The organism is Burkholderia sp. Nafp2/4-1b (assembly GCF_003635165.1).
Classification (GTDB): Bacteria; Pseudomonadota; Gammaproteobacteria; order Burkholderiales; family Burkholderiaceae; genus Burkholderia.
The window spans coordinates 166,834-193,041 of sequence record NZ_ML058606.1; the positions used below are offsets into that span (position 1 = coordinate 166,834).

The following is a 26,208-nucleotide window of genomic DNA, read 5'->3' on the forward strand; positions in this document are numbered from 1 at the left end:
GCCGGATGACGGTACGGACATGACAGCAAAGCCATCACACGAACGGCGCGTGCGCATCGGCGCGGGCGCGGGCTACTCCGGCGACCGGATCGAGCCTGCGGTCGAACTGGCCGAGCACGGGCAGCTCGACTATCTCGTCTTCGAATGCCTGGCCGAGCGCACGATCGCGATCGCGCAGCAGGCGCGGCGCAACGATCCGTCGCTCGGCTACGATCCGCTGCTCGACGCGCGCATGCATGCCGTGCTGCCGGTGGCGGCGGCAAAACGCGTGCGCATCGTGTCGAACATGGGCGCGGCGAACCCGCGCGCGGCCGCGCGGCGCACCGCGCAGATCGCGCAGTCGCTCGGCCTCGCGGGGCTGAAGGTCGCGGCGGTCGAAGGCGACGACGTGCTCGACGTCGTGCTGCGCGGCGCGTTCCGCTTCGAGGAGTCGGGCGACGAAGTGGCCGCGTATCGCGAGCGCATCGTGTCCGCGAACGCGTATCTCGGCGCCGCGCCGATCGTCGATGCGCTCGCGGCCGGTGCGGACGTCGTGCTGACCGGGCGCGTTGCCGATCCGTCGCTGTTCGCCGCGCCGCTGATCCACGCGTTCGGCTGGCGGATGGACGACTGGAACACGCTTGGGGCTGCGACGGTCGTCGGCCATCTGCTCGAATGCGCGGGGCAAGTGACGGGCGGCTATTTCGCGGATCCCGGCTACAAGGACGTGCCGAATCTCGCGCGGCTCGGTTTTCCGATCGGCGAGGTCGCGGCCGACGGCTCGGTCGTGATCACCAAGGTGCCGCACGCGGGCGGCCGCGTGAGCGCGGCGACCTGCAAGGAGCAGCTGCTGTATGAGATCCACGATCCGGCGCGCTATCTGCAACCCGACGTGGTCGCGGATTTCACGCGCGTGGCCGTCACCGAGGAAGCGCCGGACCGCGTGCGCGTGACGGGCGGGTGCGGCACCGAGCGCACCGGGACGCTCAAGGTGTCGGTCGCGTACGTCGACGGATATATCGGCGAAGGGCAGATCTCGTACGGCGGGCCCGGCGCGCTGGCGCGCGCGCGCCTTGCGCTCGACATCGTCCGCGAGCGGCTCGCGCTGACCGGCGTGGCCGCGACCGAATTGCGCTTCGACCTGATCGGCGTTGATGCTCTGTACGGCGACGCGACGCCCGCCGTGCGCGGCGAGCCGGCTGAAGTCCGCGTGCGGGTGGCCGGTCGTGCGGCGAGCGCGGCCGAGGCCGCGCGGATCGGCAACGAAGTCGAGACGCTCTATACGAACGGGCCGGCCGGCGGCGGCGGCGCGTTCAAGTCGACGCGCGAGGTGATCGCGGTGCAGTCGGTGCTGCTGCCGCGTGCGGCCGTGACGCCGTCGTTTTCATTCGTGGAGGCGTGATGCAACTGCGTGAACTGGCGCATGCGCGCACCGGCGACAAGGGCAATACGCTGAACGTGTCGGTCATCTGCCGCGATCCGCGGCACTACGAACACCTGCGCGCGCATCTCGATGCGCCGGCGGTGAAGGCGTGGCTGGCGGGCATCGTGCACGGCGACGTCGTGCGCTACGAGCTGCCGGCGCTGGCCGCGTTCAACTTCGTGCTGCGCGATGCGCTCGGCGGCGGCGTCACGCGCTCGCTCGCGCTCGATGCGCACGGCAAGTCGGTCAGCTCGGCGCTGCTGGCGATCGACGTGCCCGACCCGGCGTGACGACGTGGCCTCGTGCGCTGCCGCTCCGGACGCGCGCTCATGGCCACGTTCTCGCTCACGGAATCAGCAGCTCACGGCGCCCGTCCGCGTGCTCGATGCGCTCGCCCGCGATGTGCAGCCGCTGATCCGAACGATAGTCGTAGACCGCGCGCGACGCGGCGACCTGGTCGAGATCGAGTGCGACCGTGTGGCGCGATTCGCCGTTGCCGGCTTCGAAGATCAGGTTGCCGAACGGATCGGCCGCGAGGCTGCCGCCCGCGAACACGACGCCGTGCGTGCCACTGCCGACGCGGTTCGCGACGACCGCGAACACCTGGTTTTCCATCGCGCGCGCCGACACCGACGTGCGGTGCACCGGACGGTACGGTTCCATGTTGCCGTCGGTGACGAGGATCAACTCCGCGCCGAGCGCCGCGAGCGCGCGGCCGCTTTCCGGGAACTCGCTGTCGTAGCAGATCAGCAGGCCGATCCGCACGCCGCGCCATTCGACCGTCGCGTAGCGATCGCCGGGCAGTACGACGCCACGCTCGGACACCCACAGATGCGTCTTGCGATAGCGCAGCGCGATGCCGTCCGGCGTGACGAACACGGTCGTGTTGTAGAAGCGGCCGCCATCGTTCTCGATCAGTCCGACCGCCACGGCCACATTGCGCGCGCGGGCGGCCGCGATCACCGCGCCGACGCTCGGGCCGTCGAGCGGCTCGGCCACGCGCTCGAGCTCGGACGCGTCGAGAAAGCCGGTGAGCTGCACCTCGGGAAACATCACGATGTCGGTGCCGGGCGCGCAGGTCGCGATGGCGTCGAGCGTGCGTTGCAGGTTGTACGGCGTGTCGCCGTCGCGACCGGCGAGCTGGATGATGTCGAGCTTCAGTTTCATGGGCGGAGTCGGTGGCAGTGGCCCGTCGCAGGACGCGGCGCACGAGTGGGGATGAGCGCCAGTATGCGCCGAATGTACGGGTTTCCGATCCCGACTGCCTGGTTCGAACGGCCGCTCAGGATCAGCCGGATCGCGCGATCTGGCTGCCGCTCGGCGACGCGCTGGTGCTGGCGGCGCCGCGCATCAACGAGGCACTCGACAACAAGGAGTCGAACGAATGCGCGAACGCGCCCGTGCGGTGCGAGGAGCGTCGCTTCGACATCGTGCCGGACACGACCGATGCCGGCCCCGTCTATCCATTGATCGTGACTGAAACCGGCACGCGCGGCGATCGCGCGATTCATGTGCGCCATACGGTGAAGTTCGACGCGTCGCGCGCACGCTACATCGTGCCGAAGGCATTGCGCGACGCGTACTGAGCCGCCGGGCGCAGCAACGGGCGGCATGGCGCCGTCCTCATGTCGCGCAGCCGGATTACACGTACAGGTACCGCACGAGGTGGAAGAACACCGGCGCCGCGAAGCAGACCGAGTCGACGCGATCGAGCATCCCGCCGTGGCCGGCGATCATCGAACCCCAGTCCTTGGTGCCGAGCGAGCGCTTCACGGCCGACAGCACGAGGCCGCCGACGAAGCCCGCGATCACGATCGCGAGCGAGATCCCGAACGCGGCGCCGAAGCTGAACGGAGTCACGCGATACAGCGAGGCGCCGCACAGCGTCGCGAGCAGCCCGCCGCCGACGAAGCCTTCGACCGTCTTCGACGGCGACAGGCGCGGCGCGATCTTGCGGCGCCCGCACAGCTTGCCGACCACGTACTGCAGCACGTCGCTGATCTGCACGACGAACAGGAAGAAGAACAGCAGCAGCGCGTTCTGCCCCGCGTAGCGCGGAATGTCGAGGATCAGCACGGCAGGCGCGTGGCTCAATCCGTACACGCACACCATCAGCGCCCAGTTGATCTTCGCGTTGCGGCTCAGGAATTCGCGCGTGTCCTGCGTGAGCGCCGATACCAGCGACATCGCGAAGAACAGATGCACCGGCACGAAGATCGAGTACATCCCGTACCAGTTGATCCCGAGCAGCAGGTACTGCACCGGAATCGCGACGAAGAACGCGATGAAGAGCGTCGTATGGTCGCTCGCGGTGGTCGGCGTGAGCGTGATGAACTCGCGTAGCGTCAGGTACGACAGCAGCGCGAACACCAGATACGTGACGTTGTTGCCCAGGCCGATCGCGATGACCATGATCGCGATCATCGCCCACCACGCGCGGATGCGCTGGTTCAGGTTGACGACGGTCGCGCTGGTGCCGCCGCTGCGCGCGCCGAGGATCGCGCCGATCACGGTCGCGAGCACCAGCACGCCGGTGACGCCCGCGACCAGTTCCCAGAAGAGAGTTCGCATGAAGAAGTCCGGAAAAGGAAAAGGAGGGCGCCGCGTTCAGCCGGCCGGCCGCTGCGGCGGCGCGAGCGCGACGATCGCGTCGCGCATGCGGGTGAGGAAGGTCGGCTTGTCTTCGCCGGCGCCGAGCGCGTCGTTCGCGCCGAAGTGCACCTTGCAGATCAGCGGCACGGGCCAGATCGCACCCTTCGGCATGATGCGCTGCAGGTTCTCGAGATAGACCGGCGCGAGCGCGACGTCCGGGAATTCGGTCGCGAGATGGAACAGGCCGCTCTTGAACGGCTGCGGCAACACGTCGGCGCCGCGCGTGCCTTCCGGGAAAATGATGATCGAGTGGCCTTGCCGCAGTGCGTCGCGCACGGGTTCCAACGGGTCGCCGCCGTTTTCGCGGTGACGGTCGATCAGCACGACGTTCAGCAGCTTCTGCGCGATGTGGCGCTTCAGGTCGCTGCTGTCCCAGTAGTCGCGCGCCGCGACGGGCCGCACGACCGCGCGCACGTCGCGCGGCAGCGCGGCGAGGATCGCGAGCGTGTCGATATGGCTCGTGTGGTTGGAGAAGTAGATCTTCTGCGTCGGCGACGGCGGCGCCTGATGCCAGACCGGATACGCGCCGGCGACGAGCCGCACGATCGACAGCAGGAAGTCGCGCTGCCACACGTTGAGAATGTTCATCGGCGCGGCGCCTCCTGCATGCAGCCCCACGCGGCCGCGCAGGCGCGGCGGGCGGGATCCCGGAATGCCGGCGCGACAGGATGCGCGCCGGACGGCCATTGTTTAAGTTTTTTCAAATTCGTGGCTGCCTGTCGCAGGGCCGCGATAATCGGACGCTGCGCCGCGTACGTTGCGTCGCGGCGCATCGCCGGTCGACGGCGTGATAATCGGCTGTTGCACGAGCGCCCGTTTGCAGTTCGAATGGATTGCTGCGCTCGCGGGCCAGCGGATTATCGCGAGTTTCCTCCGAAAACGCCAGATTGCCCGGCGCTGCCGACGCGCGGCGCGGCTTGACGCGTTGGGGCCGCTCGGCGACGATTACGGCCACCTGTCGACCGCCGCTGCCGGCGGTTGCGCCGCCCGGGGCATGGCGGCTGGAAACGTGTCCGAACGTGCCGAACCAATAAAACGATGAGCCTCTACGCACTCAAACCGAAATTCCAGAACTATCTGCGCCCGTTCGCGGATTCGCTGGCCGAACGCGGCGTCACCGCCAACCAGGTCACGCTGTTCGCGGCCGGCGGCTCGATCGTCGTGGGCGCGCTCGCGGGGCTCGGCGTGTTCGCCCGCGTGCTGTTCCTGCTGATCCCGATCTGGCTGTTTGCACGGATGGCGCTCAACGCGATCGACGGGATGCTCGCGCGCGAGCACGGGCAGAAGAGCACGCTCGGCGCGTACCTGAACGAGCTCGGCGACGTCGTGTCCGATATCGCGCTCGTGCTGCCGTTCCTCGCGATTCCCGCGTTCGCTCCGGCAGAAGTCTGGCTGTTCGCGCTGACGGCGGCCATCGTCGAATGTGCGGGACTGATCGGCCCGCTCGCCGGTGCGACGCGCCGCTACGACGGTCCGTTCGGCAAGAGCGACCGCGCGCTCGCGCTCGGTGCATTCGCGCTGTGGATCGGCTTGGGCCTGCCGGTCGGCAGCGTCGCCGCATGGCTGTGGCGCGTGCTGATCGTGCTGTCGATCGTGACGGCGGTGCGGCGCGTGCAGGCCGGTGTCGCCGAAGCGGGCGGCTGACGGTCTGACGATGGCGCAGACCTAGCAGGACCGGTGCCGGAGGGCGGCGCCGCATGATTCGAATAACGAAACGAGAGAGATCGCATGAGCACACGCACGGGCCGTGAGGCCGACTTCGCCACGCACGACGGCGAGACACTGTTCTATCGTCACTGGCCCGCGACGGCACCGCGTTGCCGCGGCGCGATCGTGCTGCTGCACCGCGGCCATGAACATTCGGCGCGTGTCGCGCACCTCGTCGACGAGCTCGACCTGCCGGACTTCGCGTTCTTCGCATGGGATGCGCGCGGCCACGGCCGCTCGCCCGGCGCACGGGGCTACAGCCCGAGCGCGGCCGCGTCGGTGCGCGACCTGCAGTGCTTCGTCGAGCATATCCGCGACACGCACGGCATCGCGATCGAGGACATGGCCGTGGTCGGGCAGAGCGTCGGCGCGGTGCTCGCCGCGACTTGGGTGCACGATTACGCACCGCCGATCCGCTGCCTCGTGGTCGCGTCGCCCGCGTTCCACATCAAGCTCTACGTGCCGTTCGCGCGGCCGGGGCTGCGGCTGATGCACAAGCTGCGCGGGCTGTTCTACGTGAACAGCTACGTGAAGCCGAAATTCCTCACGCACGATCCCGAGCGGATCGCGAGCTATGCGGCCGATCCGCTGATCACGCGGCCGATCGCCGTCAACATGCTGCTCGACCTGCACGACACCGCGCAGCGGATCGTCGCCGATGCGGCCGCGATCACCGTGCCGACGCAGCTGTTGATCTCCGGCGCCGACTGGGTCGTGCATCGCGGCCCGCAGGACCGTTTCTTCGAGCGGCTCGGGTCGGCGCGCAAGGAGCGCATCGTGCTGCCGGGCTTCTATCACGACACGCTTGGCGAGCGCGATCGCGCGCAGGCGCTCGCACCGCTGCGCACCTTCGTGCTGCGCGAGTTCGATGCGCCGAGCCCGCGCGTGTCGCTGGCCGACGCCGACCGGCGCGGCCCGTTCCATGACGAATACGCGGCGCTCGGCCGGCCGCCCGCGAACCCGCTCACCCGCGCGTACTGGGCGATCACGCGCGCCGGCCTGAAGGCCGGCGGCGCGCTGTCCGACGGCATCGCGCTCGGGCTGCGGCTCGGCTTCGATTCGGGATCGACGCTCGACTACGTGTACCGCAACCGCGCGCAGGGCCGGCTCGGCATCGGTGGGCTGATCGACCGCACCTATCTCGATTCGCCGGGCTGGGTCGGCATCCGTCAGCGCAAGATCCATCTGCAGGAGCTGATCGGTGCGGCAATCGGCCGGCTGCGCAGCCGCGACGAACCGGTGCGGATCGTCGACATCGCGGCCGGGCACGGGCGCTACGTGCTCGATGCGATCGCGACGGCCGCCGAGCGCGACGGCGCGGCGCCCGACGACATCACGCTGCGCGACTACAGCCCGCCGAACGTCGAGGCCGGGCGCGTGCTGATCGCGCAGCGCGGCCTCGAGCCGATCGCGCGCTTCGAGCGCGGCGACGCATTCGACGAGGCGTCGCTCGCGACGCTCGAGCCGCGCCCGACGCTCGCGATCGTGTCGGGGCTGTACGAGCTGTTCGGCGAGAACGCGCTGATCGAGCGTTCGCTGCGCGGGCTCGCGCAGGCGGTGCCGCCCGGCGGCTATCTCGTCTATACGGGGCAGCCGTGGCATCCGCAGCTCGAATTCATCGCTCGGGCGCTGAACAACCATCGCGGCGATGCGACCTGGGTGATGCGGCGCCGCTCGCAGGCCGAGATGGACGAACTCGTCGCGCGGGCCGGGTTCCGCAAGCTCGAGCAGCGGATCGACGAGATGGGCATCTTCACGGTGAGTCTCGCGCAGCGGGTGGACGCGTCATGAGCGCGTTGGGCGGCGGCGCGGGCACGGGCGGCAGTGTCGCGGAGCCGGCGGCCGGCGGCGCGTGCGACGCTTCGTTCGCGTTGCGCGTCGGCTCGCTCGCGGCGATGGGCGCGGTGTTCTTTTCCACCTACGGCTTCGCGAACTGGCTCGCCGCGCGCCGCGCCGCGGTGCCGACCTTCGCGTTCGGCTGGGAGCACGCGATTCCGTTCGTGCCGTGGACCATCGTGCCGTACTGGTCGATCGACCTGCTGTATGCGCTGTCGTTCTTCTTCTGGACCCGCCGCGACGATCTGCTCGATCACGTGAAGCGGCTGCTGACCGTGCAGTTGATCTCGGTCGCGTGCTTCATCGCGTGGCCGCTGCGCTTCGGCTTCGAGCGGCCCGACGCGGGCGGCGTGGCCGGCGCGCTGTTCACGCTGCTGATGGGGTTCGACAAGCCGTTCAACCAGGCGCCGTCGCTGCACATCGGCCTGCTCGTCGTGCTGTGGGCCGTCTATGCGAAGCATCTGCGCGGCACGCTCGCGCGCGTCGTGCTGCATCTGTGGTTCGCGGCGATCGGCGTGTCGGTGCTGACGACCTACCAGCATCATGCGATCGACGTGCCGACCGGCGCGGCGGTCGGCTGTCTGGCGCTGTTCCTGTTTCCGTTGCGCGACGCCGCGGGCCGGCTGCCGGGGGCGACCGGCTCGCCGTCCGCCGCCGGCCGCGCACTGGCGCGCCGCTATGCGCTCGGCGCGGCGCTGGGTGCGCTCGTCGCGCTGGCCTGGGTGTCGCGTGCGCCGGGCTGGGCGCTGGCGGCCGGATGGGGCGCGCTGGCGCTCGCGTGCGTCGCATGGATCTATTGGCGCGGCGCCCCCGGTGCGTTCCAGAAGGAAGACGCGGGGCGCTTTCCGGTGGTCATCCGCTGGCTGCTCGCGCCGACCATTGCCGGCGCGTTCGTCAATTCACGGCTATGGACGTTCCGGCAGCCGGCGCCGGTTCGGATCGACGAACGCGTGTCGATCGGCCGCACGCCGACCACGCGCGACGTGCGGCGCCACGGCTTCACCGCGCTCGTCGACCTGACCGCCGAAATGCCGCGCTGGGTCGCGGCCGACGCATCGCTCGCGTATGTGGCGGTGCCGCAGCTCGACCTCGTCGCGCCGACAGCCGCGCAACTCGCAGAGGCGGTCGCGGCGCTCGAACGCCTGCACGCCGACGGGCGCGATGTGCTGGTCTGCTGCGCGCTCGGCTACGGGCGCAGCGTGTTGTGCGCGGCCGCGTGGCTCGCCGCGCGACGCGGGCTCGATGACGCGCGCGACGCGCTCGCGGCGGTGCGCGCCATGCGGCCGCGCGCGGTCTGGTCCGACGACGGCGTGGCCGTGCTGCAGGCGTGGATCGACCGCCGACGCGCGACGGGCGCCGCATGATGCGCGATCCGTCCGCACCGTTTCGGATTGCCGCCGCGCGCGGTGCGCTCGATGCGGGCGCATGGGCGATCGCGGCCGCGCTGGCCGCGGCCGGTGCGGGCTGGTGGATTGCCGCCGGTTGGGCGCCCGCGACGATCGCGCGCGTGCTGCTGGCCGCGATCAGCACGGGGGCGGGGATCGCCGCGCTGTGGTACGCGGTGCGCATCGAGATCGACCGGCGGCTGTTCGCCGCATTGGCACGCACGGCATCGCACGACGCGTCGGTCGACGACGCGCTCGCCGCGCTCGATCGCGCGCTCGCCGATCTCGGCTGGATCGATGAAGGGAAGGCTGGCCGCGCGCTCGATGCGCGCGTGCGCGGCGCGATAGGGCTGTGCCGGGCCGGTGTGCTGGTCGCGATCGTCCAGTGGATCGTGGTCGGGATCGCGATCGCGGTGCCGCGGATCGGTTAGTCGTGCGGTGGTGTTCGGGTGTGAGCGGGTGTGCGCATCCGCTTCGCGATCTGGGTCTGCAAGGCAATGATGCGCAGCAGCGTAGCGGGGGACAGGGTGGTGGGGTCGGAGAATTGATCCAAATCAGTTTTCCGTGAAGAAAGCGCGGCGCGCGGCGCCGGCTTGCGGTACGATACGCGCCGCCCACGCGGCAGCGTTGCCTCGGGCGGCCCGCAATGGGCCGCAGCCGGTATCCGGTCCATTTCCGGTACGACGCGCCGGTCAGGCAGCGCCGGCAGTACGCCGGTGGACCCGGCCGGCAGCAACGGCGTAATTCTTGCCATTCGATCGTCGCGCGCGGCATTTCCGACGGAATTGAGTTGTTTTTCGCTTCGTCAGGGCGAATCAGGGCGAGTTTTGTCCTGATTTTGAGATAGTGTGACGAATGTGCGAGCGCCGCTGCCGTGCGCGCGCAACCTGTCCGCCGGCGACAGCAAATTTTGCCGCGTCGTTTCGATAAATGCTTTCAGGCCAGACTTTGAGGGGAAGCAGTGGGGATGTGCATTCACGGGCATGACTGCTTTGCGCGCGCCGGTTGCGGCGCGCTGGATCACCGGATGACCACGACGATGCGGAGCCGCGCATGAAGCCGGCCATGTCGTTGTTCGTTTTGTCCATCGCCACGTTCGGCGCGTTGCATGCGGCCGCGCTGTCGGCCGCGCCGATCCCGGCCGTGCCGGCGACCGCCAGCGCTACGGCCGTGCCGCCGTTCGCCGCCGCGCCCAGCGCCGCCAGCGCGACATCGGGCGGCTTGCCGGCGACGACCGTGCGCCTGCCGTTCGCGTCGCTCGGCGCGTTCGATCCGGTGCGCCTGCGCGGCGCCGACGACGCGCGCACGATCAATGCGGGCGTGCGGCTCGATCGCGTGATCACCGGCGCGCGGCTGCGCCTGACCTACGCGTATTCGCCGTCGCTGGTGTTTCCGATGTCGCACCTGAAGGTGTCGATGAACGGCGAGGTGGTCGCGACCGTCCCGTTCGACGCGGCGCACGCGGGCCGCACGGTCACGCAGGACATCCCGATCGATCCCCGCTATTTCTCCGATTTCAACCAGATCGGCCTGCGCCTGATCGCGCATTACACGCTCGATCACTGCGAGGACCCGTCGAATTCGGCGCTGTGGGCCGACGTGAGCCCGACGAGCGAGCTGATTCTCGACGAATCGCCGGTGCGGCTGCCGAACGATCTCGCACTGCTGCCCGCGCCGTTCTTCGACCGGCGCGACAACGGGCTGCTGCGGCTGCCGTTCGTGCTGCCGGCGTCGCCCGACTCGGCGACGCTGCGCAGCGCCGGCGTGCTCGCGTCGTGGTTCGGCGCGCAGGCCGACTACCGGCAGGCGCGCTTCCCGGTCGCCGCGACGCTGCCGACCGACGACCAGGCCGTCGTGGTCGGCACCGCGGCGACGCTGCCGGCCGGTCTTGCGCTGCCGTCGGTGAACGGTCCGCTGCTCGCCGTGGCCGACAACCCGGCCGCCCCCGGCCGCAAGCTGCTGGTCGTCACGGGCCGCACGGCGGCGGAGGTCGACGACGCGGTCGCCGCGCTCGTGCTCGGCCGCGCCGCGCTGTCCGGCCCGGCGACGACGGTCGCGCACGTCGATCTCGGCGCGCCGCGCCAACCGTACGACGCGCCGCGCTGGCTGCCGGTGAACCGGCCGATCACGTTCCGCGAGCTGGTGCCGGACCCGCGCGACCTCGAAGTGCGCGGCACGTCGCCGGACGCGATCCGGCTGAACCTGCGCGTGCCGGCCGATCTCCATTCGTGGAACGGCTCAGGCGTGCCGATCACGCTGCGCTACCGCTATACGGCGCCGACCGTGCAGGACAACTCGACGCTCGCCGTCGAAATCAACGACCAGCTCGTGAAGTCGTACCGGCTCGGGCCGGCCCATGCGGAAGACGCGCGCGGACGCATGCAGCTGCCGCTGCTGGCGGTGCCGGAAGGGCGCGTGACGAGCGATGTCGACATCCCGGCGTTCCGCGTCGGCAGCGGCAACCAGCTGCAGTTCCGCTTCACGCTCGACTCGCAGAAGACGGGGCTCTGCTCGAGCACCGCGACCGAGCCGCAGCGCGCGGCGATCGATCCCGATTCGACGATCGACTTCTCGCACTTCGTCCACTACGCGCAATTGCCGAATCTCGCGTTCTTCGCGAACAGTGGCTTCCCGTTCACGCGCTTCGCGGACCTGTCGCAGACGGCCGTCGTGATCCCCGACCGGCCGTCGCCGCAGGAGCTCGAGGCGTACCTGACGATGCTCGGCCACATGGGCCAGTGGACCGGCTTCCCGGCGCTGCGCGTGCAGATCGCGCGACCCGGCGAGGTCGCCGCGCTCGCGGGCCGCAAGGACCTGCTCGTGATCGACGGCTCGCCCGCGTCGCCGCTGCTGTCGCGCTGGCGCGCGGCGCTGCCGCTGACGATCGACCAGCAGGGCGGCACCGGCGCGACGCGGGTCGCGTTCTCGGTGAAGGAGCGCTGGCGCAACGGCGTCGGCATGGCCGACGGCGGCGCGCACCTGGAGCAGACGGGTTCGCTCGCCGCGCTCGCCGGGTTCGAACTGCCGGGCAGCCATGGCCGCAGCGTCGTCGCGTTGACTGCGACCGATCAGTCGCGCCTGGCCGACCTGCTCGACGTGTTCCAGAAACCCGGTCTCGTGTCGCAACTGCAGGGCGACCTCGCGCTGGTGCGGCCGGGGCAGGTCGACAGCCTGCGGGTCGGCGATCCGTACGTGGTCGGTTTCGTGCCGTGGTATGCGCGCGTCTGGACGCACGCGGCGCGGCACCCGGTCGCGCTCGGCGTGGTCGGCGTCGTCGCGGGGCTGTTGCTCGCGCTCGGCGTGTTCAGCGTGCTGCAGAGAATCGCCGCGCGCCGACGGGGGATGTAACGGATGGCGTGGGCATTCGGAAGGCGACGGGCAACGCAGCCGGCGCGGCGCGTCGGCGCGACGCTCGTGCTGGCCGCCGCGGCGGCCTGCGTGTCGCTCGGGGCGGCCGGCCCCGCGCAGGCCGCGCAGGCTGCTCAGGGCGGCGGGGCCGATAGGGCCGACGGGCAGTGCGGCGCGGCGTGGCCGCGCTGGGACGCGTTCAAGCGCGATTTCGTGTCGGGCGACGGCCGGGTGATCGACGTCGGCTCGGCCGATTCGCGCACGGTATCGGAGGGGCAGGCCTATGGACTGTTCTTCGCGCTCGTCGCGAACGATCGGCGCACGTTCGACACGATCCTCGCATGGACCGAGAACAACCTCGCGCAGGGCGACCTGAGCGCCCGTCTGCCCGCGTGGCTGTGGGGCCGCGCGCCGGACGGCGCATGGCGCGTGCTCGACGCGAACGCGGCGTCGGATGCCGACCTGTGGATCGCGTACACGCTCGTCGAGGCCGGACGGCTGTGGCACGAGCGCAGCTATACCGCGCGTGGCGCGCTGCTGGCGAAGCGCGTGCTCGACGACGAGACGGCCAGCGTGCCGGGCCTCGGCCTCACGCTGCTGCCCGGGCCGACCGGCTTCAAGCTGGCCGGCGACGTGTATCGCGTGAACCCGAGCTATTCGCCGCCGCAGGTGATCCGCGGGCTCGCCGCGCGCCTGCCCGACGATCGCCGCTGGGCCGCGCTCGCGGCCAGCATGGGCCGCGTGCTGCTCGACACCGCACCGAAGGGCTTCTCGCCGGACTGGGCGCTGTATCGCGCGGGCGCCGGCTTCGGGCCCGATCCGCAGACCCACGCGGAAAGCGCGTACAACGCGATCCGCGTGTACCTGTGGGCCGGCATGCTCGATCGCGCCGACCCGCTCGCCGCGCCGCTGCTCGCACGCTTCGCGCCGTTCGCCGAATACATCGCCGCGCATGGTGCGCCGCCGGAAAAGATCGACACGACGACCGGCGTGGCCGGGCCGAACGACGGCAACGGCGGCTTCTCCGCCGCGGCCGTGCCGTTCCTCGACGCACGCGGCCAGCATGCGCTCGCCGACGCACAGGCGGCCCGGGTCGATACGCTCGCGCGCCAGTCGGCGCCTGGCTATTACTCGAGCGTGCTGACGCTGTTCGGCCTCGGCTGGCGCGACGGCCGCTACCGGTTCGCCGCGGACGGGACGCTCGACGCGCGCTGGGAGGGCCGTTCATGCGCGGCCCGATGAAGCGCACCGCACCGCGCGTCGCGGGGGTCGCGTGGCTCGCGTCGTCGGTCTGTGCGGCGGCGCCGGCCGCCGCCGCTGCCGCTGCCGTTGCGGTGGCCCCGGGCGCGCCGTCGGAAACCGTCGTGCCGAAGGCCGTGGCGGCATCGCCATCGTCACCGGTCACCGCCACGGCCGATCTGTCCGACGCGCGGCGCCAGCTTGCGACGGCCCGCATGTGGGGCGCGAAGCATCGCGACGACCTCGCGCGCGACGCGTTGCGCAAGGGGCTGCTGATCGCGCCGGACGATCCCGCACTGCTCGCCGAACAGATGCGCGTGCTGCTGCGGGTCGGCGATGCGCAAGGCGCGCAGGCCGCGCTGGCCCGCCTGCAGGCACGCGCGCCCGCGGCGCCCGACACGCGGCGCGCGGCCGACGAATACCGCGTGGCGACGAGCGGGCGCGGCGACATGGCGCAGATCCGCCTGCTCGCACGCAGCGGCCGCGCCGACGAAGCGGCCCGCCGGATCGTCGCGCTGTTTCCGAACGGCGCGCCGTCCGGCGCACTCGGCGCCGAGTACTACCAGATTGTCGCGAATGCGCCGGGCAGCCGCGAGCCGGCGATCGCCGCGCTGCGCCGCTCGGTCGCGGCCGACCCGCAGGACTCGAGCGCGGCGCTGGCGCTCGCGCGGCTCCTGAACCAGCGCGACGACACGCGCGCGGAAGCGAACCGCATCGCGTGGTCGCTCGCGAAGCGCGCCGACGCCGACCACACGGAAGCGATGGCCGTGTGGCGCCGCGTGCTGCAGTCCGCCGGCAGCAATCCCGCGTATCTCGATGCGCTGCAAGCGTATCTCGAGCTCGTACCGGACGACACCGAATTCCGCGATCGCATTGCCGAACTCGACCGGCAGCGCGACGCGCAGCGCCGGCTCGAGCGCAATCCCGCTTACATCGCGCAGCAGCGCGGCCTGCAGGCCCTCGCGCGCGGCGACCTCACCGGCGCCGATCCGCTGCTCGCGCGCGCCGCGCAGGCACGCGCCGACGACGCCGATGCGGTCGGCGGCCTCGGCCTGCTGCGCCTGCGCGAAGGCCGGCACGACGAGGCGCGCGCGCTGTTTGCACGCGCCGCGGCGCTGTCGAGCGATCAGCGCGGCAAATGGCAAAGCCTCGCGCGCACCGCGCAGTTCTGGGGGCTGGTCGCGCAGGGTCGCGCGGCGGCATCGGCCGGACGGCCGCAGGAGGCCGAGCGCGCGGCACGTGCCGCGCTCGCGATGCAGCCCGACAGCCCGGATGCGAAGCTGCAACTCGCCGACGCATTGCTCGCGCAGCACGACTGGGCGCGCGCGGAACCGTTGCTGCGCGAACTGCTGGCCGCGCGTGCGCCGAACGTGTCGGCGGTGCGCGACACGGCGCTGCTGTATGAAAACACCGGCCGCGCGGATCGCATCGGCCCGCTGCTCGACGCGCTGCAAGGCCGCGTGACGGGCCGCGACGATCGCCGCGCGCTCGACGGGCTGCGCGCCGACCTGCTTGCGAACCAGGCGCGCGCGCTCGCGGACAAGGGCGAACGCGGGCCGGCCGCGCAACGCTACGAGGCGGCCGTTCGCGCGGCGCCCGATGCGCCGTGGACGCGCTTCGCGCTCGCGCGGCTGTACCGCGACATGGGGCTGCCGCAGCTCGGCCGCACGGTGATGGACGAAGGGCTCGCGCAGAGCGACACGCCCGAGATGCGTTACGCGACCGCGCTGTATCGCAACTCGCTGGACGATATCGCCGGCGCGCAGACCGCACTTGCCGGTGTCGACGATGCGCATCGTTCGGACGGCATGCGCGCGCTCGCCCGCAAACTCGACGCGGAAAGTTCGCTCGCCGATGCGCGCGGCGCACTCGGCCGCGGCGATCGCGCGGCGTTCGAAGCGTCGCTCGCGCATGCGCAGGCGAGCGCACCGGACGATCCCGACATGCTGGCCGCGATCGGCGCGCAGTGGATCGACGCAGGGCAAGCCGAACGCGGCCTCGCGCCGTTGCGCGACTGGATCGCCGCCCATCCGCGCGAGGCTGACACCGATGTGCGGCTGCGCTACGGCGACCTCCTCGGCAGCGCCGGGCGCGACGACGCGCTCGCCGCGTGGCTCGACACGCTGCGCGGCGAACCGGCGCTGACGCCGGCCCAGACGGCGCGCATCGAGGATCAGTCGCTGCGGCTCGTGCTGCGGCAGACGGACGACGCGATCGCGCAGCAGGACTATGCGCGGGCCCGCGCACTGCTCGATCGGGCGAGCCCGGCCGGCCGCGCGGACAAGCGCCATGCGCTCGAACTGGCCGATCTCGAACGCGTGCAAGGGCACTACGACGCCGCACGCGACGCGCTGGCGCCGGTCGTCGCGCGTGCGCCCGACGACGCCGATACGCAGCTCGCGCTCGCGCGCATCGACGAGGACAGCGGCCATCGCGCGGCGGCGCTCGCGCGCGTGCAGGCCGTGCTCGCGCGCACGCCGGCCGACGACGTCGATACGCGGCTGTCGATCGTGCGCCGCCTCAACGCGCTGCGCCGCCCGGACGAGGCGGCACAGGTGACGGATCCGCTGCAGGCCGCGTATCCGGCCCGCGCCGACGTGACGGTCGCGGCCGGACGCGTGGCCGAGGCGCAGGGCCGCTACGACGATGCCGCGTCGCTGTACCGGCTGTCGCGGTCGCAGGAACGCACGGCCGGCGTGAGCCCGGGCCGCGACGGCCGCACGCCTGCGCAGGCCGCGTTCGCGGATCTCGAACAGCGGCGCGATCCGGAGATCGAGACCGGCTGGCTGCCCGCGTACAAGTCGGGCGACGAAGGGATTTCCGCATACCGCGCGCAGCAGGTGCCGATCTACATGCAGGTGCCGGTGCGCTACGACGGGCATGCGTTCCTGCAGCTCGACACCGTGCATCTGGATGCGGGCACGCTCGATACGAGCGATCCGAACGCGTATTCGCTGAAGACCTTCGGGACCTACGGCGCGCTCAACGCGCTGGCCGGATCGTCGCTGTTTCCGCTGAATCAGCAGGCCGCTGCGTTGATCGCGCATCCGCAGGGCGACCTGCACCAGCCGATGACGGGCGTGGCGCTCGGCGCCGGCTATCGCACGGACGCGTGGCGCGTCGATCTCGGCACGTCGCCGCTCGGCTTCCCGGTGCATTACCTGGTCGGCGGCGTGCGCTATCGCTTCGACGCGGGCCCGGCGAGCTTCACCATGAACGCGTCGCGCCGGCCGGAAACGAGCAGCGTGCTGTCGTATGCGGGGATGCGCGACCCGTGGACGGGCGCGGTATGGGGCGGCGTGCGCCGCGACGGCGTGAACCTGCGCGCGGCGGTCGATGTCGGCCGCGTGAACCTGTTCGCCGAACTCGGCGCGGGCGTGCTGTCGGGCCGCAACGTCGAGCGCAACGCGGAAGTCACGCTGCGTTCGGGCTTCACCGTGCCCGTGTACGAACGCGCGACGATGAAGGTGAGCACCGGGCTCGTCGGCAATGCGTGGCACTACGCGCAGAACCTGCGCTACTACACGTACGGGCAGGGCGGTTACTACAGCCCGCAGCGCTACCTGTCGCTCGGCGTGCCGATCGAATGGGCGGGGCGGCGCGACGCGCTGTCGTGGGACCTGACCGTCACGGGCGGAATCTCGAACAGCTACGAGAAGGATTCGCTGTTCTATCCGACCTTCGCCGGCCAGCGTGCCGCGCAGGAAGCGGCGGGGCTCGTCTACACGGGCAGTTCGACGCGCGGCGTGTCGTTCTCGTACGGCGTGAACGGCATCGTCGAGTATCGCGTGAATCCGCACCTGAGCGTCGGCGCGCAATTGCACGTCGACCGGTCGCACGACTACGCGCCGAGCTCGGCGCTCGTATACCTGCGCTATGCGTTCGACGCACGCGCGGAGCGCAGCTGGCTCGTCACGCCGACGCCGGTGCGGCTTTATTCGGATTACTAGGGGAACGCGTGAATACGGAATTCGATGCCACCCGTCCCGCGTTCGGCGCCGCCGGCCTGCTCGGCCGCCTGCGCGCGCTGCGGCGCACGGGGCCGACCGGCGGCCGCGCCGGCCCGCTGAGCCGGCTCGCGATCGACGGGCTGCCCGATACGTGGACGCAACTGGAAGCGGGTGGCCTGTACGCCGTCTATGCGGCCACCGGTACGCCGGCATGCGACGCGCTCCTCTGGGAAAGCGCGCGGCAGTCGCGCACGCGCGACGTGACGGTCGTGCTGTCGCGCGACGCGGCGCGCGTTGCCGCGCAGATGCAGGCGCGCGGTTTCGCGGGCGGCGCGCAGCCGGCCGGCTGGCCGCGCAACCTGAACGTGCTGGCGATGCCGCCGGCATCGGCAGCGGTCGACGCCGCCGCCGCCGCCGAGCTGACGTCGGATGCGCCGCACCGCGCGGCGCCCGCCGCGTTCGCGCGGCTCACCGGCGGCCTGCGCGCGATGAAGCGCTACGGCTTTCGCGCGCGTTCTGTGTATTTCATCGAAGGCGCGCAGCGCTGGTTCAGCTGGGACGATCCGGCCGCGCTGTCGGAAGAAGGGCATGCGCTCGTCGACTGGTGCCGCACGCACCGGATCGCGCTGGTGCTGCTGCTCGATCCGGAAGTCGCCCGGTCCGGCACCGACCTGCGGACCGACGATCCGCCGTTCGTGCGCGACGCCAATCGCGCGCCGCGCGCCGGCTTCCACGGCGTGTGCGCGGGCGTCGCCCAGTTGCAGCGCACGCACGGCGAACTGCTGTGGGTCGTCGATTTCTGGCGCGCGGGCGACACGCTCGCGGCCGGCGAAGTGCGGCCGCTGCGCTTCGCGCCCGGAGGCCGGCTTGCGGCGATCGTCGACGGCGACGCAACCGAGCCCGCACGCCGGATGAAGCTCGCCACCGACGAGGATCGCGTGGTCGTCAGCCGCGCGGCGCTCGAGGAAGGCGCCCGCGTGCCCGCCGGCTGGGAAATGGTCGACGACAACGCGGCGGTCGTCGCGGCCTGCACGCATGCGCAGGCCGCGACCGCCGTGCTGGCGTTCCGGTCGCACGCGCAACTGGAGGCGCTGTGCGCGGCGGTCCACTCGCTGCGCCGGCAGTGCGGCGGCGCGCTGAAGATCGCCGTCGTCGAACGCGGCGAGGTGCTGCGCCAGCAGTTCGAGATGCTGGTGCTGAGCGTCGGCGCGAACCGCGTCGTCGCCCGCGACCTGCCGGTGTCGCGGATGCAGGCCGCCGTGAGCGCGCTGCGCGGCCAGCTCTATGCACGGCCCGTCGCGCCCGACTATCGCGCGGCGCTCGCGGCCGCGCTCGGTGATGCGGTGCTCGGCTACCTGCCGGTCGGCGCGTTCTGCCTGCGGATTCGCGCGGTGCTCGACCGCGGCGCCGTGCTCGCGCTGCCGCACACGCTCGCGAAGATCGCGCTGCTGCCCGGCGTGTCGCACGTCGATGCGCTGCGACACTGCCGGCCGCGCCGCGCGGGCGACGTCGTGACGGCCGATGCCGGGCACCTGTACGTATTCCTGTTCGCATGCGAGCCGGTCGATGCCGACGATGCGCTCGCGCGGATCTTCGACGTGCCGGTCGATACGTTGTCCGACCGCGTCGTGTGTCTCGGGCAGGGCAGCATCGCGACGGAACTCGACGTGCTGAAGGCCGAGAACCGGCGCGCGCCGATTGCCGACTACAGCGACCTGTTCGCGAGCACGCCGCCGACGGTCGCGGCGCGCGCGCCGGCCGGCGGCGCGGTGGATGTCGCGGCGCTCGCCGAACCGGGCAGCGCACGCGTGCCGGCCGGTGCGACCGATGGGCATGCCGATGCGGCGACGCGTCATGCCGACACCCACGCCGACGACGCAACGCCCGCTGCCGATGCACGCGCGCAGCTTCCCGAATTTCCCGCCGCGCAAGCGCGCGGCGCCATCCGCAGCGCGATGCCGTTGCGCAAGCAGGAGGGCGCATGATCGCCGAACTCGTCATCGGTTTCATCGGCGGCATCGCGATCGCGGTGCCGGTGTGGATCGTCGCGCAGCATCTCGGCATCGGCCGCGGCTTTCAGGCGCCGCGCGGGCTGCATCGACGGGACGCAGTGCCGTGCGAGCTGGTGCCGGTCGCGCTGCGCGGGCGCTTGCTGCCCGAAGCCGCACCCACCGGCGAGGCGCCGCAATGAAGACGATCGCCATCACGTCGACGACGGGCGGCGCGGGCCGCACGACGCTCGCCGCCGCGCTCGCGGTGCTGCTTGCCCGGCGCGGCCGATCGGTCGTGGCCGTCGAGTTCGACGCGCAGAACCTGATGGGCGCGATGCTCGGCCTCGACACGCTGGCCGAACACGGGCTCGCGCACAGCCTGCTCGGTGGCGCGGGTGACGCCGAACCATGGCACGCGCATACGTGGCGCAATGCCGACGGCGTACTGTTCGTGCCGTACGGGCAGGTCGATGCGGCCGGCGCCGCCGCGTGCGACGCGCGGCTCGCGGCCGATCCGGCGTGGCTGTCGCGTGCGCTCGACGAGATCGCGCTGCCGGCCGGCGGCGTCGTGCTGGTCGACACCGCGCGCTATCCGTCTCCGCAGGCCGAGCAGGCGATTCGCCGCGCGGACCTGACGCTCGTCGTCGTGCCGCCCGAACCGGCCGCGTGCGCGACCGTCGCTGCACGCCTCGCCGCATTGCGCGCCGGCGGCGGCGATCTGCAGATCGTCGTGAACCGGCTGAATCCGGCGCGCGACATGCAGCGCGATGCGCTCGGCATGCTGCGCGAGGTCGCGGGGCCGGGCTCGATGCTCGAGCAGCGCATCCACATCGACGCGGCCGTGCCCGAAACGCTCGCGCGCGGCAGCTGGATCTTCGACGACGCGCCGTATTCGCAGGCATCGCACGACCTGAACGGCGTCGCGAACTGGGTCGATACGTGGCTCGCGGCGGCCACTGCAGGCCGCGCGGGAGCGCGGCGATGAAGGCCGCATTCGCGTCGCGCTGGCGCGCCGCGACCCGTCGCGCGACCGACTGGTGCGCGCGCGGGATCGGGCTGCCGGCCGAGCGCACGCTGCTCGACTGGCTCGTGCGGGTGTTCTTCCATGCGCCGCCCGCCGGCAGGCCGGACCGCGTGCGTCGCTGGGCGCGTGTCGCATTCCTGGGCCTCGCGCGGGAGTGGGGCGTGCTGCAGCCGCTGAGCGTGCGCGAATGGCTGTGGCGCGCGATCGTGCGTGCGCCGCGCGCGGCCGACAGCCGGCCCGCGCGCGATCCGCTCGCATGGTTCGACACGTTCGTCGTGCCGGTCTACGTCGTGCTGCGCGCGCTCGGCGCACGCGTGAACGCGCAGCTCGAGCGCCTGCCGTGGATGCGCTGGGGCGGCTGGCTCGACGCACGCGCGAACGGCGTCGGCCGGCATCGCTGGCTGGCGCCGCTGCTGCTGGTCGGCGGCGGGCTGTTGTGGGCCGCCGCCGGGATGTCGCCGCTGATGCCCGGCGCACAGTTCGCGTTCTTTGCGATCGTCGCAGTGCTGGCGCTCCTGCTGCGCCGCCTGCCGGGCCATCTGCCGACGCTTGCGCTCGCGTCGCTCGCGCTGCTCGCCACGGTTCGCTACGTGTGGTGGCGCACGACCCAGACACTCGATTTCCGCAGCCCCGTCGAGACGGTCGCGGGCTACCTGCTGTACGGCGCCGAAGCCTATACGTGGATGATCCTGCTGCTAGGCTTCGTGCAGACCGCGTGGCCGCTCGACCGGCCGATCGTGCCGCTGCCCGACGATCCCGACAACTGGCCGAGCGTCGACATCTACATCCCGACCTACAACGAACCGCTGTCGGTCGTGAAGCCGACCGTGTTCGCGTCGCAGAGCATCGACTGGCCGACGGCCAAGCTGCGCGTGTACCTGCTCGACGACGGCCGGCGCCCCGAGTTCGAGGCGTTCGCACGGGAAGCCGGCATCGGCTACCTGACGCGCGACGACAACCGCCACGCGAAGGCCGGCAACATCAACCGTGCGCTGCCGAAGACGCACGGTGAATACATCGCGATCTTCGACTGCGATCACGTGCCGACGCGCTCGTTCTTGCAGACCACGATGGGCGTGTTCCTGCGCGATCCGAAATGCGCGCTGGTGCAGACGCCGCACCATTTCTTCTCGCCTGATCCGTTCGAGCGCAACCTCGGCACGTTTCGCGAGATCCCGAACGAGGGCAACCTGTTCTACGGGCTCGTGCAGTCGGGCAACGACCTGTGGAACGCGACGTTCTTCTGCGGATCGTGCGCGGTGCTCAAGCGCACCGCACTCGAGGAAGTGGGCGGCGTCGCGGTCGAGACCGTGACCGAGGACGCGCACACCGCGCTCAAGCTGCATCGGCGCGGCTATACGTCGGCGTACCTGCCGACCGTGCAGGCGGCCGGCCTCGCGACCGAAAGCCTCGCGGGCCACGTGAAGCAGCGCACGCGCTGGGCACGCGGGATGGCGCAGATCTTCCGCATCGACAACCCGTTCCTCGGGCGCGGGCTCGGCTTCATCCAGCGGATCTGCTACGGCAACGCGATGCTGCACTTCTTTTACGGGATCCCAAGGCTCGTGTTCCTCACGATTCCGCTCGCGTACCTGTTCTTCCATCTGTATTTCATCAACGCATCGTCGGTCGCACTGGCCAGCTACGTGATCCCGTACCTGGTGCTCGCGAACGTCGCGAACTCGCGGATGCAGGGGCGCTACCGCCACTCGTTCTGGGCCGAGGTCTACGAGTCGGTGCTCGCGTGGTACATCGCGCTGCCGACCACCGTCGCGTTCTTCAGCCCGAAGCACGGCAAGTTCAACGTGACCGACAAGGGCGGCAAGATCGACGAAGGCTACGTCGACTGGTCGACGTCGAAGCCGTATCTCGTGCTGTTCGGCGTCAACGTGCTCGCGATCATCGCCGGCCTGTGGCGGCTCGTGGTCGATCAGGGCGACGAGGCGTCGACGATCCTGATCACGCTCGGCTGGACCGTCTACAACCTCGCGATGCTCGGCGCGGCGCTGGCCGTCGCACGCGAGACCAAGCAGGTGCGCGTCACGCACCGGATCGCGATGCGCGTGCCGGCGACGCTGCTGCTCGCCGACGGCTCGACGGCCGCGTGCTTCACGAGCGACTACTCGACCGGCGGCCTCGGCCTCGAAGCCGTGCCGGGGCTGCCGCTCGCGATCGGCGACACGCTGACGGTGTGCGTGACGCGCGGCGACCGGCCGTTCCCGTTCCCGGTGCGCGTGAGCCGCGTGACGCCGACCCACGTCGGCGTGAGTTTCGACGCGCTGACGCTCGAGCAGGAGCGCCAGCTCGTGCAATGCACGTTCGGCCGCGCCGACGCGTGGCTCGACTGGCATGCCAGCGCGCGTACGGACACGCCGCTGCGCGGCCTCAAGGAAGTGCTCCGCGTGGGCCTGGACGGTTACGTACGAATGTGGAAGGGTGCGGCGCGCGGCGTGCAGTCGATGCTGGCACCGAAGCTCGATCGGGCGCGCGACTGACGCGACGCCCATCACGGAGTGGTTTAGATGACGTTCTGGAATCTGTATTTCATCCTGAAGTTCGCGCTGTTCGCGACCGGCCAGTTGCAGCCGCTGTGGCTCGCGAACCTCGCGTTCGCGCTGGCACTCGCGGCGAGTGCGCCGATCCGGCAGCGCGTGTGGCGCATCGTGCGGCTGGTCGTCGGGATCGCGATCGCCGTGCCGCTCCTCGCGCACGAGCTGCATGCGCCGCCGCTCGCGCGCCTCGCCGAAGCCGCGCGCGAAGTCAGCACGTTCCGCCTCGACTACTGGATGGAACTGCTGCCGCGTCTGTTGCCGCCGGTGCTGGTGCTGACGGTGGTCGGCGCGCTGATCGTGTATTTCATCGTCAACCGGTGGGTGCGCGTCGCGACCTTCGTGCTCGCCGTGCTGATCGTGATGCCGCTGTGGCAGGCCGGCAGCGGCTTGATGGCGCGCGTCGCCGCGCCGCTCCCGCAGCAGGCCAATGCCGCCGCCGTTCGTTCGGACCAGCCGGAGGATCACAACGCGGCGCTCGCAGCGTTTCGCACGCAGGAGTCGCAGCGGCAGGTCGCGTTCGGTCGTCCGGGCAACGATCCGTCCGCGCAGTTCGACGTGATCGTGCTGCACATCTGCTCGCTGGCGTGGGACGACCTCGACGCAGCGAAGGTGCGCAATCATCCGATGCTGAGCCACTTCGACTACCTGTTCAACAACTTCAGCACGGCCGCGAGCTACAGCGGCCCGGCCGCGATCCGCGTGCTGCGCGCGAGCTGCGGGCAGGAAGCGCATGCGGACCTGTACAAGAGCGCGCCGCAGCAGTGCTACCTGTTCTCGCAGCTCGCGTCGGCCGGCTACACGGTGCAGTCGCTGCTGAACCACGACGGCCACTTCGACAATTTCCTGCAGGTGATTCACGACAACATCGGCGTGCCCGACGCGCCGATGATCTCGAACGCAGCCGCGCCGGTCGCGATGCACGCGTTCGACGGCTCGGCGATCAAGGACGATTACCAGACGCTCGCGAACTGGTATGCACAGCGCGCGTCGGTGCCCGGCCCGGTCGCGCTGTACTACAACACGATCAGCATGCACGACGGCAACCGCGTGGTAGGCAGCGCGCTGACGAGCATCGATTCGTATCCGCAGCGCGCGACCAAGCTGATGACCGACTTCGACCGGCTCGCCGACCTGATCGCGCAGTCCGGCCGGCGCGCGGTGATCGTGTTCGTGCCCGAGCACGGCGCCGCGCTGCGCGGCGACAAGAACCAGGTGGCCGGCCTGCGCGAGATCCCGACGCCGCGCATCGTGCACGGGCCGGTCGGCGTGCGGCTCGTCGGCTTCACCGGCAACCACGGCACGACGACCGTGATCGACCAGCCGACCAGCTTCCTCGCGCTCGCGCAGCTGCTGTCGAACCTCGTGTCGAACAGCCCGTTCAAGCCCGGCGTGACGCTCGCGCAATATGCGGCGGATCTGCCGCGCACGCGGATGGTCGGCGAGAACGAAGGCACGGTGACGATGCAGACCAACACCGGCTACGCGGTGAAGACTCCGGATGGCGTATGGATCGACGAACAGTAATCAACGTCGGCGAAGGCGACGACGATCGCCTGTCGCAACCGAACGACGTGCTCGGCCTTGCGCGGCACCTGCCCGCGCTGGACCCGACCCGCTATGTCGACGAGCAGGCGCGCCGGGCATTCGTCGAATCGCTCGACCGCTGGCCGGTGCTTGCGAAGCTGATGGGTCTGAAGCGGTAAACGCACGGCGGCCGGCGTGAACGCCGGCCGCTCGTCGTGTGTCGATGGACCTCGATCGATCGCAGCGTTACTGCGCTTTATTGCGCCTTGCGCTCCGGCTGGCGCGTCCACTCGTTTTCTTCGCCCGGCACCTTGCCGAAGGTCTGCGCGGCCCACGCGTGGCGCGCCGCGTCGATCTTCGCGCGCTCGCTCGACACGAAATTCCATTCGATGAATCGCTCGCCCGGCAGGTGCGCACCGCCGAGCAGCATCACGCGTGCGCCGTTCGCGCTCGCGAGCGCCACGCTCGCGGCGGGTTCGAGCACGGCCATCGTCGCGGGCGCGAGCGGCGTGCCGTCGATCGTGAGGTCGCCGTCGACGAGATACACGCCGCGCTCGTCGTGTTCCGCATTGAGCGCGAGCTGGCCGCCCGCCACGAATTCCGCGTACGCATAGAGCGTCGGCGAGAACACTTCGACCGGCGACGTGAGACCGAACGCGGTGCCCGCGATCACGCGCACGGTCGCGCCGTCGCGCGTGAACGACGGCAGCGTGTCGGCCGCGTGGTGCGCGAACGCGGGCGCGGTGTCCTCGTGCTCGACCGGCAGCGCGACCCAGGTCTGGATCCCGTGCACCGGCTGGTCACGCGGACGATCCTCGTCGGGCGAACGCTCCGAGTGGACGATGCCGCGCCCGGCCGTCATCCAGTTCACGTCGCCGGGCACGATCTTCTGGCGAAAGCCGAGGCTGTCGTGGTGCATCAGCGTGCCGTCGAACAGGTAGGTGACGGTCGCGAGACCGATGTGCGGATGCGGCAGCACGTCGATGCCGCTGCCGGCCGGCAGCACGGCAGGGCCCATCTCGTCGAAGAAGATGAACGGGCCGACCAGGCGCGCGGCGCGCGCGGGCAGCACGCGGCGCACGACGAGGTTGCCGATGTCGCTCTCGCGCGGCGTGAGCAGGGTCTTGATCGAAGCGGACATGGTGAGGCTCTCGGGTTCGGTGGGCGATGCGTCAGACGACTGCCGTATCGATCGTGATCGGGTGCGTGAGGATCTTGTGTACCGGGCATGCGTTCGCGATCTGCAGCAGGCGCTCGCGCTGCTCGTCGGTCAGGTCGCCGTCGAGCGTGATGCGGCGCACGATCGTGCTGCCCGCGCTGCCCGATTCGTGCGCGAGCTTCACGTGCACTTCGGCGAGCGGCCAGCCCTTGCGTTGCGCGTACATCTTCAGCGTGATCGCGGTGCACGCGCCGAGGCTCGACAGCAGCAGGGCGACCGGCGTCGGTGCGGCGTCGCCGCCACCGAGCGATGCCGGCTCGTCGGCGCGCCACTGATGCACGCCGTCGGTGAAATGGACCAGGTAATCGACCGAGCCGATGCTCGCTTCGACGGACAGTTCGCTCATTGGAATTCCAGTTGGGGAAACGGGATGGGCCGG

23 protein-coding genes and 1 pseudogene are annotated in these 26,208 nt (G+C 71.0%); 17 read left to right on the forward strand and 7 right to left on the reverse strand.

Going from position 1 to position 26,208, the window contains the following annotated elements:
* The first annotated feature begins 19 nt into the window (after positions 1–19).
* A complete protein-coding gene (locus C7H84_RS16720; protein WP_121859978.1) occupies positions 20–1,381 on the forward strand; it encodes an acyclic terpene utilization AtuA family protein in 1,362 nt (453 codons plus the stop codon).
* The gene (locus C7H84_RS16725; RefSeq protein WP_121859817.1) at positions 1,381–1,692 is read left to right on the forward strand and encodes a hypothetical protein; all 312 of its coding nucleotides are present in this window, start codon (positions 1,381–1,383) and stop codon (positions 1,690–1,692) included. Before C7H84_RS16720 ends, C7H84_RS16725 begins: the two co-directional genes overlap by 1 nt.
* A 55-nt stretch (positions 1,693–1,747) precedes the next feature.
* Here C7H84_RS16725 and C7H84_RS16730 read toward each other — a convergent pair whose 3' ends face one another.
* Entirely contained in the window at positions 1,748–2,569 is an 822-nt protein-coding gene (locus tag C7H84_RS16730) for a carbon-nitrogen hydrolase family protein (RefSeq protein ID WP_121859818.1), read from the reverse strand.
* Positions 2,570–2,700: 131 nt separating this feature from the next.
* Here C7H84_RS16730 and C7H84_RS16735 point away from each other — a divergent pair.
* Positions 2,701–2,988 (forward strand): annotated as a pseudogene (locus tag C7H84_RS16735) (topoisomerase IV); the annotation flags it as partial.
* 55 nt (positions 2,989–3,043) lie between these two features.
* Here the strand turns inward: C7H84_RS16735 and C7H84_RS16740 are convergent.
* Together C7H84_RS16740 and C7H84_RS16745 are read right to left on the reverse strand one after the other, a co-directional pair.
* Positions 3,044–3,973, reverse strand: coding sequence for a phosphatidate cytidylyltransferase (locus C7H84_RS16740; RefSeq protein ID WP_121859819.1), 930 nt, complete (start codon positions 3,971–3,973; stop codon positions 3,044–3,046).
* A 36-nt stretch (positions 3,974–4,009) separates the two neighbouring features.
* The gene (locus C7H84_RS16745) at positions 4,010–4,642 is read right to left on the reverse strand and encodes a lysophospholipid acyltransferase family protein (protein WP_121859820.1); all 633 of its coding nucleotides are present in this window, start codon (positions 4,640–4,642) and stop codon (positions 4,010–4,012) included.
* A gap of 229 nt (positions 4,643–4,871) precedes the next feature.
* On the opposite strand from C7H84_RS16745, the gene C7H84_RS36405 reads away from it, so the two are divergent.
* The 5 genes from C7H84_RS36405 to C7H84_RS16770 all read left to right on the forward strand — a co-directional run bounded on the left by C7H84_RS36405 (position 4,872) and on the right by C7H84_RS16770 (position 9,413).
* Positions 4,872–5,096 (forward strand): hypothetical protein, encoded by a 225-nt coding sequence (locus C7H84_RS36405; RefSeq protein WP_162999294.1) that lies wholly within the window; start codon positions 4,872–4,874, stop codon positions 5,094–5,096.
* Positions 5,093–5,698 carry a CDP-alcohol phosphatidyltransferase family protein gene (locus tag C7H84_RS16755; protein ID WP_121859821.1) on the forward strand — a complete coding sequence of 202 codons (606 nt, stop codon included), beginning with the start codon at positions 5,093–5,095 and terminating at the stop codon, positions 5,696–5,698. The genes C7H84_RS36405 and C7H84_RS16755 overlap by 4 nt, the downstream gene beginning before the upstream one ends.
* Before the next feature lie 84 nt (positions 5,699–5,782).
* The gene (locus C7H84_RS16760) at positions 5,783–7,552 is read left to right on the forward strand and encodes a bifunctional alpha/beta hydrolase/class I SAM-dependent methyltransferase (protein ID WP_121859822.1); all 1,770 of its coding nucleotides are present in this window, start codon (positions 5,783–5,785) and stop codon (positions 7,550–7,552) included.
* A complete protein-coding gene (locus C7H84_RS16765) occupies positions 7,549–8,961 on the forward strand; it encodes a phosphatase PAP2/dual specificity phosphatase family protein (RefSeq protein ID WP_121859823.1) in 1,413 nt (470 codons plus the stop codon). Before C7H84_RS16760 ends, C7H84_RS16765 begins: the two co-directional genes overlap by 4 nt.
* Positions 8,961–9,413: a hypothetical protein gene (locus C7H84_RS16770; RefSeq protein WP_121859979.1), complete on the forward strand. Its 453-nt coding sequence runs from the start codon at positions 8,961–8,963 to the stop codon at positions 9,411–9,413. The genes C7H84_RS16765 and C7H84_RS16770 overlap by 1 nt, the downstream gene beginning before the upstream one ends.
* On the opposite strand, the gene C7H84_RS36945 is transcribed toward C7H84_RS16770, so the two are convergent.
* Together C7H84_RS36945 and C7H84_RS36410 are read right to left on the reverse strand one after the other, a co-directional pair.
* Positions 9,410–9,736: a hypothetical protein gene (locus tag C7H84_RS36945; RefSeq protein WP_205611432.1), complete on the reverse strand. Its 327-nt coding sequence runs from the start codon at positions 9,734–9,736 to the stop codon at positions 9,410–9,412. The genes C7H84_RS16770 and C7H84_RS36945 overlap by 4 nt on opposite strands.
* Positions 9,737–9,797: 61 nt before the next feature.
* Positions 9,798–10,070, reverse strand: a complete 273-nt coding sequence (locus C7H84_RS36410) for a hypothetical protein (RefSeq protein WP_162999289.1) — start codon at positions 10,068–10,070, stop codon at positions 9,798–9,800.
* On the opposite strand from C7H84_RS36410, the gene bcsB reads away from it, so the two are divergent.
* The 9 genes from bcsB to C7H84_RS16820 are packed head-to-tail and all read left to right on the forward strand — an operon-like array spanning position 10,036 to position 24,789.
* Positions 10,036–12,330, forward strand: a complete 2,295-nt coding sequence (gene bcsB / locus C7H84_RS16780; protein WP_121859824.1) for a cellulose biosynthesis cyclic di-GMP-binding regulatory protein BcsB — start codon at positions 10,036–10,038, stop codon at positions 12,328–12,330. The two genes, C7H84_RS36410 and bcsB, sit on opposite strands and share 35 nt — an antisense overlap.
* A 3-nt stretch (positions 12,331–12,333) precedes the next feature.
* The gene (gene bcsZ, locus C7H84_RS16785) at positions 12,334–13,572 is read left to right on the forward strand and encodes a cellulose synthase complex periplasmic endoglucanase BcsZ (protein ID WP_121859825.1); all 1,239 of its coding nucleotides are present in this window, start codon (positions 12,334–12,336) and stop codon (positions 13,570–13,572) included.
* On the forward strand, positions 13,557–17,519 hold the full coding sequence (locus C7H84_RS16790; protein ID WP_121859826.1) for a cellulose synthase subunit BcsC-related outer membrane protein: 3,963 nt from the start codon (positions 13,557–13,559) through the stop codon (positions 17,517–17,519). The genes bcsZ and C7H84_RS16790 overlap by 16 nt, the downstream gene beginning before the upstream one ends.
* A gap of 8 nt (positions 17,520–17,527) precedes the next feature.
* On the forward strand, positions 17,528–19,504 hold the full coding sequence (gene bcsE / locus C7H84_RS16795) for a cellulose biosynthesis protein BcsE (RefSeq protein WP_121859827.1): 1,977 nt from the start codon (positions 17,528–17,530) through the stop codon (positions 19,502–19,504).
* A complete protein-coding gene (locus tag C7H84_RS16800) occupies positions 19,501–19,710 on the forward strand; it encodes a hypothetical protein (RefSeq protein WP_121859828.1) in 210 nt (69 codons plus the stop codon). Before bcsE ends, C7H84_RS16800 begins: the two co-directional genes overlap by 4 nt.
* Positions 19,707–20,495: a cellulose biosynthesis protein BcsQ gene (gene bcsQ, locus C7H84_RS16805; protein ID WP_121859829.1), complete on the forward strand. Its 789-nt coding sequence runs from the start codon at positions 19,707–19,709 to the stop codon at positions 20,493–20,495. The genes C7H84_RS16800 and bcsQ overlap by 4 nt, the downstream gene beginning before the upstream one ends.
* The gene (bcsA, locus tag C7H84_RS16810) at positions 20,492–23,029 is read left to right on the forward strand and encodes a UDP-forming cellulose synthase catalytic subunit (protein WP_121859980.1); all 2,538 of its coding nucleotides are present in this window, start codon (positions 20,492–20,494) and stop codon (positions 23,027–23,029) included. The genes bcsQ and bcsA overlap by 4 nt, the downstream gene beginning before the upstream one ends.
* Before the next feature lie 27 nt (positions 23,030–23,056).
* On the forward strand, positions 23,057–24,610 hold the full coding sequence (gene bcsG / locus C7H84_RS16815) for a cellulose biosynthesis protein BcsG (protein ID WP_121859830.1): 1,554 nt from the start codon (positions 23,057–23,059) through the stop codon (positions 24,608–24,610).
* Positions 24,592–24,789 carry a hypothetical protein gene (locus C7H84_RS16820; protein ID WP_121859831.1) on the forward strand — a complete coding sequence of 66 codons (198 nt, stop codon included), beginning with the start codon at positions 24,592–24,594 and terminating at the stop codon, positions 24,787–24,789. The genes bcsG and C7H84_RS16820 overlap by 19 nt, the downstream gene beginning before the upstream one ends.
* A 77-nt stretch (positions 24,790–24,866) precedes the next feature.
* Here C7H84_RS16820 and C7H84_RS16825 read toward each other — a convergent pair whose 3' ends face one another.
* Together C7H84_RS16825 and C7H84_RS16830 are read right to left on the reverse strand one after the other, a co-directional pair.
* Positions 24,867–25,751 (reverse strand): pirin family protein, encoded by an 885-nt coding sequence (locus C7H84_RS16825; RefSeq protein WP_121859832.1) that lies wholly within the window; start codon positions 25,749–25,751, stop codon positions 24,867–24,869.
* Positions 25,752–25,782: 31 nt separating this feature from the next.
* Complete coding sequence (locus C7H84_RS16830; RefSeq protein ID WP_121859833.1) at positions 25,783–26,175, reverse strand: OsmC family protein; 393 nt, start codon at positions 26,173–26,175, stop codon at positions 25,783–25,785.
* Positions 26,176–26,208 lie beyond the last annotated feature (33 nt).